13 protein-coding genes are annotated in these 16,132 nt (G+C 37.8%); all 13 read right to left on the reverse strand.

The features are described from left to right. Nucleotides 1-57: 57 nt before the first annotated feature. Nucleotides 58-2,196 carry a polyribonucleotide nucleotidyltransferase gene (gene pnp / locus Q9B79_RS08080; RefSeq protein WP_306183348.1) on the reverse strand — a complete coding sequence of 713 codons (2,139 nt, stop codon included), beginning with the start codon at nt 2,194-2,196 and terminating at the stop codon, nt 58-60. Nucleotides 2,197-2,356: 160 nt separating this feature from the next. Beyond that, nucleotides 2,357-2,626 carry a 30S ribosomal protein S15 gene (gene rpsO, locus Q9B79_RS08085; RefSeq protein WP_001229392.1) on the reverse strand — a complete coding sequence of 90 codons (270 nt, stop codon included), beginning with the start codon at nt 2,624-2,626 and terminating at the stop codon, nt 2,357-2,359. Nucleotides 2,627-2,726: 100 nt separating this feature from the next. After that, the gene (gene ribF, locus Q9B79_RS08090) at nt 2,727-3,698 is read right to left on the reverse strand and encodes a bifunctional riboflavin kinase/FAD synthetase (protein ID WP_306183349.1); all 972 of its coding nucleotides are present in this window, start codon (nt 3,696-3,698) and stop codon (nt 2,727-2,729) included. A 43-nt stretch (nt 3,699-3,741) separates the two neighbouring features. Then, nucleotides 3,742-4,665 carry a tRNA pseudouridine(55) synthase TruB gene (truB, locus tag Q9B79_RS08095; RefSeq protein WP_263696141.1) on the reverse strand — a complete coding sequence of 308 codons (924 nt, stop codon included), beginning with the start codon at nt 4,663-4,665 and terminating at the stop codon, nt 3,742-3,744. Between the two features lie 86 nt (nt 4,666-4,751). Then, on the reverse strand, nt 4,752-5,108 hold the full coding sequence (gene rbfA / locus Q9B79_RS08100; protein ID WP_000776443.1) for a 30S ribosome-binding factor RbfA: 357 nt from the start codon (nt 5,106-5,108) through the stop codon (nt 4,752-4,754). Nucleotides 5,109-5,123: 15 nt separating this feature from the next. Continuing rightward, nucleotides 5,124-5,405 carry a DUF503 domain-containing protein gene (locus Q9B79_RS08105; protein ID WP_078419073.1) on the reverse strand — a complete coding sequence of 94 codons (282 nt, stop codon included), beginning with the start codon at nt 5,403-5,405 and terminating at the stop codon, nt 5,124-5,126. Next, entirely contained in the window at nt 5,402-7,462 is a 2,061-nt protein-coding gene (gene infB, locus Q9B79_RS08110) for a translation initiation factor IF-2 (protein WP_000036344.1), read from the reverse strand. Before infB ends, Q9B79_RS08105 begins: the two co-directional genes overlap by 4 nt. A 4-nt stretch (nt 7,463-7,466) precedes the next feature. Further along, nucleotides 7,467-7,778: a YlxQ family RNA-binding protein gene (locus tag Q9B79_RS08115; protein WP_001286518.1), complete on the reverse strand. Its 312-nt coding sequence runs from the start codon at nt 7,776-7,778 to the stop codon at nt 7,467-7,469. Next, on the reverse strand, nt 7,779-8,051 hold the full coding sequence (gene rnpM, locus Q9B79_RS08120; RefSeq protein ID WP_000071128.1) for an RNase P modulator RnpM: 273 nt from the start codon (nt 8,049-8,051) through the stop codon (nt 7,779-7,781). 11 nt (nt 8,052-8,062) lie between these two features. After that, the gene (gene nusA, locus Q9B79_RS08125) at nt 8,063-9,169 is read right to left on the reverse strand and encodes a transcription termination factor NusA (protein WP_098667740.1); all 1,107 of its coding nucleotides are present in this window, start codon (nt 9,167-9,169) and stop codon (nt 8,063-8,065) included. A 17-nt stretch (nt 9,170-9,186) separates the two neighbouring features. After that, the gene (gene rimP / locus Q9B79_RS08130; protein WP_000359097.1) at nt 9,187-9,657 is read right to left on the reverse strand and encodes a ribosome maturation factor RimP; all 471 of its coding nucleotides are present in this window, start codon (nt 9,655-9,657) and stop codon (nt 9,187-9,189) included. A 332-nt stretch (nt 9,658-9,989) separates the two neighbouring features. After that, nucleotides 9,990-14,291: a PolC-type DNA polymerase III gene (locus tag Q9B79_RS08135; RefSeq protein WP_306183350.1), complete on the reverse strand. Its 4,302-nt coding sequence runs from the start codon at nt 14,289-14,291 to the stop codon at nt 9,990-9,992. A 124-nt stretch (nt 14,292-14,415) separates the two neighbouring features. Further along, nucleotides 14,416-16,116 carry a proline--tRNA ligase gene (locus Q9B79_RS08140; protein WP_210625277.1) on the reverse strand — a complete coding sequence of 567 codons (1,701 nt, stop codon included), beginning with the start codon at nt 16,114-16,116 and terminating at the stop codon, nt 14,416-14,418. Nucleotides 16,117-16,132 lie beyond the last annotated feature (16 nt).

A 16,132-nucleotide genomic window follows, 5' to 3' on the forward strand; every position in this document is an offset into this window, starting at 1 on the left:
AAATATATAAATCATGTTTTTTACATAACAAAAAAAGCCAGTTAAACTGGCTTTTACTTATTGCTGCTCTTGTTTGTTTTCCTCTTTAGCAGCTTCTTTTTCTTGCTCTTCTTTTAGCAATACTTTTCTAGATAGATTCACACGACCTTGCTTGTCAATCTCGATAACTTTAACTGTAATTACATCACCGATTTTCACAACGTCTTCTACTTTACCTACACGCTCAAGTGCAAGTTCAGAAATGTGCACTAATCCATCTTTACCACTGAATAATTCAACGAAAGCACCGAATTTCTCAACACGTTTCACTTTTCCTTCGTAGATTTCACCTACTTGTACTTCGCGAACGATATCTTCGATAATTTTCTTAGCTTTGTCGTTCATTTCTTGATTTATTGAAGAAATGAATACTGTGCCATCTTGCTCGATATCAATTTTAACGCCAGTTTCTTCAATAATTTTATTGATTTGTTTACCGCTTGGTCCGATAACGTCACGGATTTTATCTGGGTTAATTGTCATTGTAATAATCTTTGGAGCGTACGCTGATAATTCAGTACGTGGCTCTGCAATAACAGATAACATATGATTTAGAATGTGCACACGACCAACTTTCGCTTGTTGTAATGCCTCTTCTAAAATTTCACGAGATAGACCATCGATTTTAATGTCCATTTGTAGTGCAGTTACACCTTGTGCTGTACCTGCTACTTTAAAGTCCATATCACCTAAATGATCTTCCATACCTTGAATATCAGATAAAATTGTGTAATGCTCTCCAGTTTTAACTAGACCCATTGCAATACCTGCAACTGGAGCTTTAAGTGGAACACCAGCATCCATCATTGCTAAAGTACTACCACAAATACTTGCTTGAGAAGTAGAACCATTTGATTCTAAAACTTCAGATACAAGACGTACTGTGTATGGGAAATCTTTTTCAGATGGAATTACAGGCTCAAGAGCACGTTCTCCTAGTGCACCGTGACCGATTTCACGACGACCTGGTCCACGCATTGGTCTTGTTTCACCAACACTAAATGATGGGAAATTGTAATGGTGCATAAAGCGTTTTGATTCTTCTACACCAAGACCATCTAAAATTTGCACATCGCCTAATGCACCTAATGTACAAATACTTAATGCTTGTGTTTGTCCACGTGTGAATAAACCAGAACCGTGTGTACGAGATAAAATGCCAACCTCTGATGCTAATGGACGGATTTCGTCACCTTTACGGCCATCTGGGCGGATTTTTTCAACTGTAATAAGACGACGTACTTCTTCTTTTACAATTTTATATAAAATCTCATTTACTTGTCCTAATGTATCAGCGTCAGCTTCTTGTGCTTCGTAATGCTCAATTACACGCTTTTTCACTTCGTTAATTGCATCTTCACGTGCATGTTTCTCATGTACTTGAATTGCAGAATGCATATCCTTTTCAGCCATTTCACGTACAGCTTGGTTAAGCTCAGCGTCAACTTCATAAAGTTTCACTTCTGATTTTTCTTTACCTACAGCTTGGACAATCTCTTCTTGGAATGCAATTAGACGTTTAATTTCGTCATGACCAAACATAATTGCTTCTAACATTGTTTCCTCAGGCACTTGATCTGCTCCTGCTTCAACCATGTTAATTGCATCTTTCGTACCAGCTACAACAAGGTGAATATCACTTTGTTCTTGCTGTTCTACTGTTGGGTTGATAACGAATTCGCCGTTAATACGACCAACTGTTGCACCCGCGATTGGACCTTCAAATGGAATATCTGAAATCGATAACGCTAATGAAGAACCAAGCATAGCCGCCATTTCAGAAGAACAATCTTGATCAACACTCATTACGATGCTGACAACTTGTACTTCGTTACGGAAACCATCTGCGAAAAGTGGACGAATTGGACGGTCGATTAAACGACTTGCCAAAATTGCTTTTTCACTTGGACGACCTTCACGTTTAATGAAACCGCCTGGAATTTTTCCGACTGCATATAAACGCTCTTCATAGTTTACTGTAAGTGGGAAGAAATCTACATTTTTTGCTTCTTTTGATGCAGTTGCTGTAGATAGAACCGCTGTATCGCCATATCTTACTAATACTGCTCCGTTTGCTTGCTTTGCAAGCTGACCTGTTTCAACTGTTAGCTGGCGACCAGCTAAATCTATCGAGAAGACTTGCTTTTCTTGACTCATTTAAGTACCCCTCTCAATTTAAAGTATTCAATTCTTCTATGTAAATGGATAGTATATCACAATATTCTACCTCTAGTATTACCGAAAATGAAGTAAGCTATAAAGAGTAGAAGATATATTTTTACCTAACAAAAAAGCGGGAATATTCCCGCTTCTTTGACTATCGACGTAAGCCAAGCTTTGTGATTAATTCACGGTAACGTGTGATATCGCTATTACGAAGGTAAGTTAGTAAGTTACGACGTTTACCAACCATCTTTAATAGACCACGACGTGAATGATGATCTTTCTTGTGAGTACGTAAGTGCTCGTTTAGAGTGTTAATTTGCTCCGTTAGGACAGCAATTTGAACCTCTGGAGAACCAGTATCAGTCTCATGAGTTCTAAATTGTGCAATGATTTCATTTTTACGCTCTTGTGTTAAAGCCATCCTATTTCACCTCCTATTAATTAAACCCCCGATTACCTAGCAAGCGTCGGTGAGTCGCAATGCCAAGCAATGGTTGTCATAAAGTACATAACATAGAATACTACTTTTCATTTGAAAAAGCAAGTATATTCTTTTCGTTCGCAAAATATTCTTGTGCTGTTTTCTTATCTTTTGCGATTTGTCCAACTAACTCATCGATGCCATTGAATTTCTTCTCTTCTCTTATACGCATATGCCACTCTACTGTAACATCCTGATCATATATGTCTTTGTTAAATTCAAATAAGTGCACTTCTATAGAAAGTTGACGCTCATCTTCTTTAAAGGTTGGTTTATATCCAATATTACATACACCATCGAACCATTCATCGTGAACTTTTAATCTCACTGCATAAACACCTACAGGTGGTAATAGATACTCATCACTTAAACCTACATTCGCTGTTGGGAAACCAATTTGACGTCCACGTTTATCACCGTGTACAACCGTTCCCCCTACTGTATATGCTCTACCTAAAATAGATGGAATTTGTTCCATTTCGCCATTTCGAATTAACTTTCGTAATGCTGTAGAACTTACTTTCTCTTCTTGAAATTCAACTTTTTCAATCACAGTCTGTGTAAACTCCCCTCTTGCATGAAATGGTAAAGTCTCCATCTTTCCTTTTCCTAAACGTCCATATGAATAATCAAACCCTGCTACTACATGCTTTACATTTAAACCAATAATATAATCATCTACAAATTGTTGTGGCAATAAGCCTGCAAATGATTCATCAAATTTAACAACATATAATATATCGATTCCTAAGTTCTCGACTATTTTTTCTTTATCACACATCGGTGTAATATACTCGGCATGCGCTTCTTTTTTACCTAAAACAACAGATGGGTGTGGGTAAAATGTCATCACTGCACTTTTATACCCTCGTTCATCCGCTATTTGTTTCGCAGTTCGAATTACACGTTGATGTCCTAAATGAATGCCATCAAAAAATCCTAATGCCATTACAGTAGGTGGTAATTCTAATTTATTTTGTTCATGTGGATGAGTTAAATGAATAAGTTTCACGCTTGAATTCACCTTTTTCTGTAATAATCCTTCCAATAATTCATTATAGCTTTAGTTCTTGATTATTCACAAGTACTTTCATCGGCTTTAGCATACCAGGGTGTTTTGGATGGTGTTCATAAATTGCAAGGCAGCGATCGCTTTTATCAAATACTGTTATAAATGGCGCTGTTATTTGCAATTCATTTTTTAAGAACATACCATTCTTTATTTTTTCTGCTTGCTTTTCATCTACAACCATTTTCGGGAACTTACTTAATGCTTCATCAATTGAAATGAAGATAGACTCTACTGTTCCATTTTGCACGTTTTCTTCAATTTCTTCAAATGATATGCAATCTTCTAATAAAAATTCACCAGAAGCTGTTCTTACAAGGTGAGACATATGTGATGGAAAACCAAGTTTTTCACCGATCATTACCGCTAATGTTCTTACATATGTTCCTTTACTACACGTTACACGGAAACGGAATGAAATATTTTCACCTTCAAACACTTCACGGTCATCTAGTAATACAAATTCGTGAATTGTAATTGTACGCACTGGACGTTCAACCTCTTGTCCGGCTCTTGCGTATTCATATAATTTTTTTCCGTTAACTTTTACAGCAGAAAACATCGGAGGCATTTGCTCAATCGTACCTGTTAATGCCGCAAGAACATCTTCCACTTCTTTACGAGTAATAATACGATCTACATGTTTCGTTTCCACAACTTCACCAGAAGCATCTTCAGTTGTTGTTGAAAACCCTAATGTTACTTCGCCTTCATATGTTTTCGTTTCGCTTGTTAAAAATTGTGCAATCTTCGTTGCTCGTCCAACACAAATAGGTAATACTCCTGTTACATCTGGATCTAATGTTCCTGTATGACCAATTCGTTTTTCACGCAATATTTTTCTTAATTTAAATACACAATCGTGTGATGTCATGCCTTTTGGCTTATGTAATAATACTACACCTTCCATATATGTTCACCTCATCGTATTTGTTTCATAATGATTACCTAAAACTTATTTTACATTGAAAAAATGGATAGACAAATGTCTATCCATTATTCTTCACGTTTACCTTCTTTATTAATTTCATGTAAAAGTGTATCAATTCGATGACCATATCCGATAGATTCATCAAATTCAAAAGAAATTTCCGGCGTTTTACGAAGACGAATACGTTGGCCAATTTCTGAACGAATGAAGCCTTTTGCCTTCGCTAAACCTTTTAATGTGCTTTCTTTCTGTTCTTCATCACCTAAAACAGAAATATACACTGTAGCAATTTGTAAATCTCCACTCACTTGTACATCTGTTACAGTAACAAATCCGACACGTGGATCTTTAATTTTACGACTGATGATGTCGCCTAATTCTTTTTTCATTTGCTCGCCTACACGGTTTGCACGTAATTTCATAATTCTTCACCTCATTCAATACCATTCCAATTGTGTTACCGTACGTTCAATTTCAGGAAATGAATCGATGTACTCAAGTACACGATTCATTTCTTTTTCACAAATAACACGATTAGAGGATACAGAAACAATTGCAATTTCTGTACGTTGCCATACATCTTGATGCCCTACTTCTGAAACAGCTACGTTATAACGCTGTTTCACACGAGTTAGCACCCTTTGCAAAATTGCTCGTTTCTCTTTTAAAGAATGCACATCGTAAATCATACACTCGAATGAGAGTGAAGCGATAATCATCGCTTCACTTCTTCCATAATGTAAGCTTCAATGATGTCCCCTTCTTTAAGATCATTATATCGCTCAATTGTAATACCACACTCATAGTTTTGTGCAACTTCTTTTACGTCGTCTTTGAAACGTTTTAACGTATCAAGTTGTCCTTCGAAGATTACTACGCCATCACGGATAATACGCACGCCACTATCACGTGTAATTTTACCGTCTGTTACGTAACAACCTGCGATTGTTCCAACTTTTGTTACTTTAAACGTTTGACGTACTTCTGCTTGACCGATTACTTTTTCTTCGAATTCTGGATCTAACATACCTTGCATCGCTGCTTCGATCTCTTCGATTACTTTATAAATAATACGGTGTAAACGAATATCAACGTTCTCTAATTCAGCTGTACGCTTCGCATTCACATCTGGGCGTACGTTAAATCCAATTACAATTGCATTAGATGCAGAAGCTAAAATGATATCAGATTCTGTAATCGCACCTACGCCTGTATGGATAATTTTAACTTTAACACCTTCAACATCAATTTTACGAAGTGATGCTGCCATTGCTTCTACAGAACCTTGTACGTCTGCTTTGACAATTAAGTTAATTTCTTTTACATCGCCCTCTTGGATTTGTTGGAATAAATCTTCAAGGCTTAATTTAGATTTTTCACCACGTTGAGCAAGTAACGCTTCTTGTGCACGTGATTCACCGATTTGACGAGCTTTCTTCTCATCAGCGAATGCCATGAAACGATCTCCCGCTTGTGGTACTTCGTTTAAACCTGTAATTTCAACAGGAGTTGATGGACCAGCAACTTTTACACGACGACCAATATCACTTACCATTGCACGAACACGTCCGAATGAAGTACCAACAACGATTGGGTCTCCAACTCGAAGCGTACCGTTTTGAACAAGTAATGTCGCGATAGTTCCTTTACCTTTATCAAGCTGTGCTTCAATTACAGTACCAGTTGCATAGCGGTTTGGATTTGCTTTGTATTCCTCTACTTCACTTACAAGAAGAATCATTTCTAGTAAGTTGTCAATACCTTCACCTTGAATCGCAGAAATTGGTACGAAGATAGTATCTCCACCCCATGCTTCTGGAACTAATTCATATTCTGTTAGTTCTTGCATTACGCGATCAGGGTTCGCAGCTGGTTTATCCATTTTATTCACAGCAACAATAATTGGTACTCCTGCTGCTTTCGCATGGTTAATTGCTTCAACTGTTTGTGGCATAACACCGTCATCAGCTGCAACAACAAGGATTGTAATATCCGTTACTTGTGCACCACGAGCACGCATCGTTGTAAACGCCGCGTGACCAGGTGTATCTAAGAATGTAATCTTCTTGTCATTTACTTCAACTTGGTATGCACCAATATGCTGAGTAATTCCACCTGCTTCTCCAGCAGTTACTTTAGAGTTACGGATAGAGTCAAGTAATGTTGTTTTACCATGGTCAACGTGTCCCATGATTGTAACTACAGCTGGACGCTCTTTTAAGTTCTCTTCATCATCTTGCTCATCGATGAATGTTTCAAACTCAGTCTCGCTCACAATTACTTCTTCTTCTACTTCAATACCGTAGTCGTTAGCAATTAACTCAATTGTATCTTTATCTAAGTCTTGGTTAATTGTTGCCATAATTCCAAGCATGAAGAGCTTCTTAATAATTTCAGATGGCTCTTTGCTTAATTTCTTAGCAAGATCACCTACTGTAAGGCTTCCAGAGAAAGTAATTTTATCTGGTGTTTCTACAGTTTGTGTTTGTTGTCTTCCAGCAAAGTTCTCTTGACGCTTGTCTTCGTTTCCTTTGCCTTTTTTCTTTTTCTTATTGCTGTTCTTTTTACTACGAACAACTTTTTCTTCTACTTCAAACTCATCTGCAACAGAAGGTTTTTCAGTTTGATACTCATTATCTAATTTGTTTACTACTTCATCGTCTAACATTGTCATATGATTCGAAACCTCGATATTCATTTCTTTTAGTTTTGTCATAAGATCTTTACTTGAGATATTATGTTTTTTTGCATATTCATGCACTCGAATTTTACTCATACCTTCACCCCCGGTAATTTGTATCGAGCATGCTACGCAGCTTTTTCGCAAAGCCTTCATCTAACACAGCTACAACGACTCGCTCATCTCTCCCAATCGCATGCCCTAATTGTTGTCGATTTTCGACCTTTCTCATTGGTACGTTGTAATACGTCGTTTTATCCGTAATACGCTTTGCAGTATTTGCTGACGCATCCTCAGATAGCAAAACAAGTTTTGCTTTACCACTTCGTACTTCTTTTAAAACGAGTTCTTCACCCGAAATAATTTTTCGAGCCCGGTTTGCTAGTCCTAAAAACGATTTCCAATCGGACACTTATTTCGACTCCTTCTCAACAAGCTCAAGAAGCTCTTCATAAAGAGAACTGTCGATTTTCGCTTTTAGATGATGTTCCAAAACATTTTTCTTTTGAGCTTGAAGAATGCTTTCTTTATCTTTTGATAAATAAGCACCTCGTCCTGATTTCTTTCCAGTTAAATCAATAGACACTTCTCCCTCTTTGGAACGAACAATGCGAACGAGCTCTCGTTTTGATTTCATTTCTTGCGTTGCAACACATTTTCGTAACGGAACTTTTCGATTGCTCATACTCATCACCTCTATTCGATTTCGTCTTCAACTGAATCGAATCCGAATGCGACTACGCTATCTTCTTCTGTTACAATACCAAGTTGTTTCGCATCAGACTCACTCTTAATATCAATTTTCCAACCTGTTAATTTAGCTGCTAGACGTGCATTTTGTCCACGTTTACCGATAGCTAATGACAGTTGGTGGTCTGGAACAACAACAGTTGTTGCTTTTTCTTCTTCATCTACAAGTACTTTCACAACTTGTGATGGGCTTAAAGCATTGGCAACATATTCTACTGGATCATTTGACCAGCGAACGATGTCAATCTTTTCACCTTTTAGTTCGTCTACAATGCGTTGTACACGTTGTCCTTTCGGTCCTACACAAGAACCTACTGGATCAACATCAATGTTCTCTGCATGTACAGAGATTTTTGAACGATCGCCCGCTTCACGTGCTACAGAACGAATTTCAACAGTTCCATCATAAATTTCAGGAACTTCCATTTCGAATAAACGTTTTAAAAGACCAGGATGTGTACGTGATACGTAAATTTGTGGTCCTTTTGTTGTTTTTTCTACTTTCGTAATGAATACGCGAATGCGATCATGTGGTTTGTACTGTTCGTTTGGCATTTGCTCACTTACAGGTAATAAAGCTTCTACTTTCCCTAAGCTTACATAAATGAAACGAGCATCCTGACGTTGTACGATACCAACCATGATATCTTCTTCACGGTCACTAAACTCAGAGTAAATAACACCACGCTCTGCTTCACGCACTCGTTGTGTTACAACTTGTTTTGCAGTTTGTGCTGCAATACGACCGAAATCTTTTGGTGTTACTTCAATTTCTAGTACGTCACCATCTTGATAGTTTGGATTAATTTGTCTTGCTTCTTCAACAGAAATTTCAAGACGTGGATCAAACACATTATCAACAACGTCTTTACGTGCTAAAACTTGGATTGTTCCCACTTCTGGGTTAAAGCTCACACGAACGTTTTGTGCTTGGTTAAAATTGCGTTTATAAGCAGAGATTAACGCTGCTTCAATCGCATCAATAATAATATCTTTGCTAATTCCTTTTTCTGACTCTAATACGAGCAAGGCATCTAACAACTCAGTGCTCATGAAGATCCCCCTTCTAACTAAAACGTAACAGCAAGTCGCGCATTTGCAACTTTATCCATTGGAATTTGGATTTCTTTTTTACGTGTTTTAATTGTTAATAATAGTGTAATTGTAGTACCATCGTAGGAAAGCATTTTGCCTTCAAACATCTTTTCACCATCAATCGGCTCATATGTTTTAATTGCCACTTGTTTTCCTACCGCTTGCTGGAAGTCTTTCTCTTTCTTTAATGGACGTTCTGCTCCAGGAGATGATACATCCAAAAAGTAAAGATGAGGAATTGGATCCTCTTTATCTAAAGCTTCGCTTAAACGTTCACTCACCGCACCGCATTCTTCAATGTCGACTCCCTTTTCAGAATCGATGAATACGCGTAAGAACCAGTCTTGTCCTTCTTTCACATACTCTACATCTACAAGTTCAAGATTTAACTCTTCAACGATTGGCTGCGCAAATGCTTCTACAACTTCTGTGACTTTCTTATCCATAAACAGCCTCCTTCCTGCCGTCATGTACCATTTACAAGAAAAGACCCCGTCCATAGAACGGTCTATCTTATTCTTTCTCGTTAGCTAACAAAAGCCCCTGCCATTAAGCAGGGAATATCTGTCTTAGTATTACCAAATTTAAGAAGTAAAACTTGTAACAAAATATGTATATACGACAGAAATTTCTTACCTCTCCACATCAATAAAATGTAGATAGTAACAAGAAAGAGTGGGTTTCCCCACTCTTTTTTTCACACAATATACATGACATGGTTATCTCGGTTAATAGTATACCATAGCAAATGTTGATTTGCAAAGACTTTTCCTACCTATCAGAACAGTGATAACTGGTTTTGGTCAGGTAGATCTCCTAAACAACCTTGACTATCTAGATACTCAATAATTGTTTTTGAAACCTTACTGCGCTGCTGTAAATCTTCTTTTGATAAGAAATCTCCATTTTTGCGCGCTTCTACAATACTTAAAGCTGCGTTTGTACCAAGTCCAGGCACTGCATTAAATGGAGGAATTAACGTATCCCCATCAATAATAAAGTCTGTTGCATGTGAGCGATATAAATCAACCTTTTGGAATGAATATCCACGCTCACACATTTCAAGTGTCATTTCTAGTACCGTTAATAAACTCTTCTCTTTCGGCGCTGCGTCCAAACCTTTCTGCGCAATTTCATCAATTCTTGCACGTATAGATGCTGAACCTTTCGCCATTGCTTCTACGTCAAAGTCATCTGCACGAACCGTAAAGTATGCGGCATAGAATAGAAGCGCAAAATGCACTTTAAAGTATGCGATACGCACAGCCATAAGTACGTACGCAGCTGCATGGGCTTTAGGGAACATGTACTTAATCTTCTTACATGACTCAATATACCAACCAGGTACATTATTACTTTTCATATCCTCTTCCCATTCTTCTGGTACACCTTTCCCTTTACGAACGGACTCCATTATTTTGAAGGCTAATGATGGGTCTAAACCTTGATAAATTAAATATACCATGATGTCATCACGACAACCAATAACTTCGCTCAGCGTACATGTACCGTTATAAATTAACTCGTTTGCATTACCTAGCCATACGTCCGTACCATGCGATAGTCCAGAAATTTGAACTAACTCTGAGAATGTCGTCGGTTTCGTCTCTTCTAACATCTGTCTTACGAATTTCGTACCAAACTCTGGTATACCAAGTGTACCTGTTTTACAGTTAATTTGTTCTTCCGTTACCCCTAATGATTCTGGACCTGAGAAAATTTTCATTACTTCTGGATCGTCCGTTGGGATTGTTTTCGGATCAATACCACTTAAATCTTGTAACATACGAATAACCGTCGGATCATCGTGTCCTAGTATATCAAGTTTCAATAAATTATCATGAATCGAGTGGAAATCAAAGTGTGTTGTTCTCCACTCAGCCCCTATTGAATCTGCCGGAAACTGTATTGGTGAGAAATCAAAGATGTCCATATAATCTGGCACAACAATAATACCACCTGGATGCTGTCCTGTTGTACGTTTTACACCAGTACATCCTGCTACTAAGCGGTCAATCTCTGCATTTCGGATCGTTAAGTTATGATCGTTCGCATAACCTTTTACATATCCATAAGCCGTTTTTTCCGCAACTGTACCAATCGTTCCTGCACGATATACATAATCTTCACCAAACAGTACTTTCGTATAGTTATGGGCACGTGGTTGATATTCCCCGGAGAAATTCAAATCGATGTCGGGTACCTTATCTCCTTTAAATCCAAGGAACGTTTCGAACGGAATATCATGTCCATCTTTTACGTATGGAACGTTACATGCAGGACATTCTTTATCCGGTAAGTCAAAACCAGAACCTACAGAACCATCATTAAAGAATTCTGATTGCTTACATTTCGGACATACATAATGTGGTGGTAATGGGTTTACTTCTGTAATTTCCATCATCGTTGCAACGAATGATGAACCTACCGATCCACGCGAACCTACTAGATATCCGTCTACTAATGATTTTTTCACAAGTTTATGTGAAATTAAATAAATTACGGCGAATCCATGCCCAATAATACTTTTTAATTCTTTTTCTAAACGTGCTTCTACTATTTCAGGTAACTCTTCACCATAAATGCTACGCGCCATTTTATAACTCATATCACGCGTTTCATCATCTGCACCTTCAATTTTCGGTGTATATAGATCATCTTTTACTGGATGAACATCACCAATTAATGATGCAATCTTTTGTGTATTCGTTACAACAATTTCTTTCGCTACGTCTTCACCTAAAAATGAGAAACACTCTAACATTTCATCCGTTGTACGGAAATGTACAGGTGGTAATGAGTGTCGGTTTAACGGATTGGCTCCGCCCTGTGAACTAACTAAAATTTTACGATACATTGCATCTTCTGGATTTAAGTAGTGCACATTTCCTGTAGCAACAACTGGTTTATCTAAAGTCTCACCTAGTTTTACTAAGTTAGCAATAATTGTTTTTAATTGCCCTTCATCTCGAACGAGTTCACGCTCTACTAAATGACGTAACACTTCTGGTGGCATTACTTCAATGTAATCGTAGAACTGCGCAATTTCTTCTACCTCTTCAGGAGCTTTTTGCATCATTGCCTCAAACACTTCACCTTTATCACAAGCCGTTCCTACTAAAATACCTTCACGATACTTTTTTAATAGTGATCTCGGTACTCGTGGTACACGGTAAAAGTAATTTAAGTGAGAGTATGAAACTAGTTTATATAAATTTTTCAATCCAACATCTGATGTAGCAAGCAATGTCATATGGCTTGGACGCCCGCGTTTATACGCATCTCCTTGCCCCATACTATCATTTAATTGATCGTGATATTCAAAACCTTTTTCAATTACATCTTTTAACATTTTCACAAGTAAATATCCCGTTGCTTCTGTATCATAAATCGCACGGTGATGTTGCGTTAATTCAATATCAAGCTTTTTACACATTGTATTTAATCGGTGGTTTTTCATTTCTGGAAATAAGAATCTTGCAAGTTCTAACGTATCAATAACTGGGTTATTCGTTTTTTCTAGTCCAGCCTTTTTAAAACCTACGTTAATAAAGCCCATATCGAAGCTTGCGTTATGAGCAACAAGTGTATGGTCACCCATCCATTCCGCAAACTTTTTAAACACTTCGTCCACTTCTGGTGCATCAGTTAACATATCATCTGTAATACCTGTTAATTCAATAATCGTTGCCGATAACGGTTGATGCGGATTTGCAAAAGATTCAAAACGGTCAATAATTTCGCCACCTTTTACTTTTACAGCAGCTAACTCAATAACAGTGTCATACACAGCAGATAAGCCCGTCGTCTCAACGTCAAAGACAACATATGTTTCATCTGCAAGTAGACGATGCGCTTCGTTATATGCAATCGGTACACCATCATTAACTAAATTTGCCTCGACACCGTATATAACTTTAACCCCAGCCTTTTTACCCGCAGAATACGCTTCTGGGAAAGACTGTGCAACAGCATGATCCGTTACTGCAATAGCCTCATGCCCCCATTTACCTGCTTGGGCCACAAGTCTAGAAACAGGAGTAACAGCGTCCATTTGGCTCATCGGAGTGTGAAGATGAAGTTCTACTCGTTTTTCACCTTCTGGCGCTTTATCTTTACGGGACGGTCCCGTTATTTCATTAATATCATTTGCAATCATTACTAAATCTCGAACGAATGTATCATTTTGAACAGAACCACGCGCTTTTACCCACATTCCTTTTTTCAAGGACTGCAGCATTGGAATATCTTCTTTGTCACGGGAGAACATTTTGATCATAATAGAATCCGTATAATCCGTTATTTTTAAAGTTAATAACGTACGTCCACTACGAAGTTCTTTCGTTTCTACGTGGAAGACATATCCTTGAACCGTTTTTCTTCTTTCTTCATCTTGAATTTCTCGCATCGGTGTAATCTCTTCATCTGGCTTAATAAGATATCCGAGTACAACCGGTCCTTCATGCACAACGCTACTTTCTTCAGCTTGCTTCTTCGCCATTTCTTCCATAGCTTGTATAACACGTTCGCGGTCTTCTTGCTGCGTTTGCTCACGAAACTTTTGCATTTCTTCTGTATTTTGCTGTATATGTGTGTCTAACTGGAAACGTGGGAATCCAAAAGCTTCATATTGATCCCCTACTGGTTTCGCAACGTTTTTCTTTAAAGCCGTAGATTCCAGCTCATTATTCACATTTATAAGCAACTTCACTCCATTCACCTGAGGAAGCTGCTTCTTTAAGTAAGCAAACATAGGTGAAAATGTAATTCGTTCCGTACAAAGTGGCCAATACGCCCTCACTTCTTCTTCTGTAAATTGTTTATTCTCTGTTTCTAATGCAAATGTTGTTCTTGCAATATGAGAAAATGATTGCTTAAGCTTTGTTTCTAGCAATTCATATAATTCTGTAGGCAAAATACGTGGCACTTGTAAATTAAAATGCCAACTTTTATTTGTTTTATCAATAACGAGCCTTTCAATACCACCGCCTTGTAAATATTGATTTATAAGGTCGTCTGGTATTTGCAACTGCTGGAGCAAAATTTGAAATCGCTCTTGTTGTTCATTTGTTAAAGACATAAGCACTCTCCTTCCATTTGCTATTATAAATTGAAACGTACTACAAAGAAAGATTTCTCCCTTCTTCTTTTACAAAATACGTTTACAAAGAAAGAGAAGGTACCTCATTACGAGGTACCTCTTCTTATTTTAAAATATTAGCAATATATGTTTGAAGTTCTTCTACTTTCACTTCTTCAGACTCGCCTGTAGCGCGTACTTTCACTTCTACAATACCTTCGTCTGCTTTTTTACCAACTGTCACACGAACTGGAAGGCCGAATAAATCTGCATCTGCAAATTTAACACCTGCACGTTCTGCACGATCGTCTAGTAATACTTCATATCCTTGCTCTTGTAGTGAGTTGTAAATGTTTTCACCCATTTCACGTTGTGCATCAGATTTCATATTTACTGGAATTACATGCACATGGAATGGTGCAACAGCTTTTGGCCAAACTAAACCGTTCTCATCATTAAACTGCTCTGCAATTGCTGCTACTGTACGAGATACCCCGATACCGTAACAACCCATAATAAGTGGTTGTGTTTTTCCGTTTTCATCTAGGAATGTTGCGTTCATTGCTTCACTATAACGAGTTCCTAATTTGAATACATGACCAACTTCAATTCCGCGTGCGAAAAGAATTGTTCCGTTTCCATCCGGAGATTGGTCTCCTTCTTGGATGAAACGTAAATCTGTATATTGACTTACTTTAAAATCACGTTCTGGATTTACATTTACATAATGGAATCCTTCTTCGTTCGCTCCTGAACATCCGTTAACAATCGATGCTACAGCATGGTCAGCGATAATTTCGATATCACCTGTTACACCAATCGGTCCTAATGAACCAACTTCACAATTTAATAGTTGTTTTACTTCTTCATGAGAAGCAAGCTCAACAACTGAAGCACCGTATACATTTTTCACTTTTACATCGTTTACTTCATGATCTCCACGAACAAGTACCACTACTAATTTCTCATCTACTTTAAATACCATAGACTTAATGCACTTGTCAGCTTCAATGTTTAAGAATGCAGATACTTCTTCAATTGCTTTTTGGTCTGGCGTTGCTACTTTTTCAAGTGCTTTTTCTGCTTCGTCACTCTTCGTATACGTAGCTACAACAGGAGCCATTTCGATGTTCGCTGCATAATCAGATGTATCAGAATATGCAATTGTATCTTCACCAACATCAGATAATACCATAAATTCATGTGTATCTTTTCCGCCCATTGCTCCAGAATCGGCAATAACCGCACGGAAATTCAAACCACAACGAGCAAAAATGTTAGAGTATGCTTTGTATAAGCGATCATACACTTCATCTAAGCTCTCTTGTGTAGCATGGAAAGAGTATGCATCTTTCATTAGAAACTCTCTTCCGCGTAATAAACCGAAACGAGGTCTTTGTTCATCACGGAATTTTGTTTGAATTTGGTATAATGTTAACGGTAATTTTTTGTATGATTTTACTTCATCACGTACAAGATCTGTAATTACTTCCTCGTGTGTTGCTCCTAATGCGAATTCACGAGCGTTACGATCTTTCATACGCATTAATTCAGATCCGTAAGAATACCAACGGCCTGATTCTTGCCATAATTCTGCAGCTTGCATCGCTGGCATTAATAACTCTACAGCACCTGCGCGCTCCATTTCTTCTCGAACGATACGTTCTACTTTGTGTAGTACTTTTAAACCAAATGGTAGAAAACTATAAATACCAGAAGCATTTTGACGCATAAAACCTGCACGAAGTAATAACTGATGACTCTTAATCTCCGCATCAGCTGGAACTTCACGTAATGTAGGACTGAATACCATACTTTGTTTCATTTATTCGCACCTCTTC

The organism is Bacillus sp. MHSD_36 (assembly GCF_030757775.1).
GTDB lineage: Bacteria > Bacillota > Bacilli > Bacillales > Bacillaceae_G > Bacillus_A.

What these genes read in the sequence shown, in the direction of transcription:
- pnp (WP_306183348.1), bottom strand. Translation starts at nt 2,196, where the DNA reads ATGAGTCAAGAAAAGCAAGTCTTCTCGATAGATTTAGCTGGTCGCCAG.
- rpsO (WP_001229392.1), bottom strand. Translation starts at nt 2,626, where the DNA reads ATGGCTTTAACACAAGAGCGTAAAAATGAAATCATTGCACAATTTAGA.
- truB (WP_263696141.1), bottom strand. Translation starts at nt 4,665, where the DNA reads ATGGAAGGTGTAGTATTATTACATAAGCCAAAAGGCATGACATCACAC.
- rbfA (WP_000776443.1), bottom strand. Translation starts at nt 5,108, where the DNA reads ATGAAATTACGTGCAAACCGTGTAGGCGAGCAAATGAAAAAAGAATTA.
- Q9B79_RS08105 (WP_078419073.1), bottom strand. Translation starts at nt 5,405, where the DNA reads ATGATTATCGCTTCACTCTCATTCGAGTGTATGATTTACGATGTGCAT.
- infB (WP_000036344.1), bottom strand. Translation starts at nt 7,462, where the DNA reads ATGAGTAAAATTCGAGTGCATGAATATGCAAAAAAACATAATATCTCA.
- rnpM (WP_000071128.1), bottom strand. Translation starts at nt 8,051, where the DNA reads ATGAGCAATCGAAAAGTTCCGTTACGAAAATGTGTTGCAACGCAAGAA.
- nusA (WP_098667740.1), bottom strand. Translation starts at nt 9,169, where the DNA reads ATGAGCACTGAGTTGTTAGATGCCTTGCTCGTATTAGAGTCAGAAAAA.
- rimP (WP_000359097.1), bottom strand. Translation starts at nt 9,657, where the DNA reads ATGGATAAGAAAGTCACAGAAGTTGTAGAAGCATTTGCGCAGCCAATC.
- Q9B79_RS08135 (WP_306183350.1), bottom strand. Translation starts at nt 14,291, where the DNA reads ATGTCTTTAACAAATGAACAACAAGAGCGATTTCAAATTTTGCTCCAG.
- Q9B79_RS08140 (WP_210625277.1), bottom strand. Translation starts at nt 16,116, where the DNA reads ATGAAACAAAGTATGGTATTCAGTCCTACATTACGTGAAGTTCCAGCT.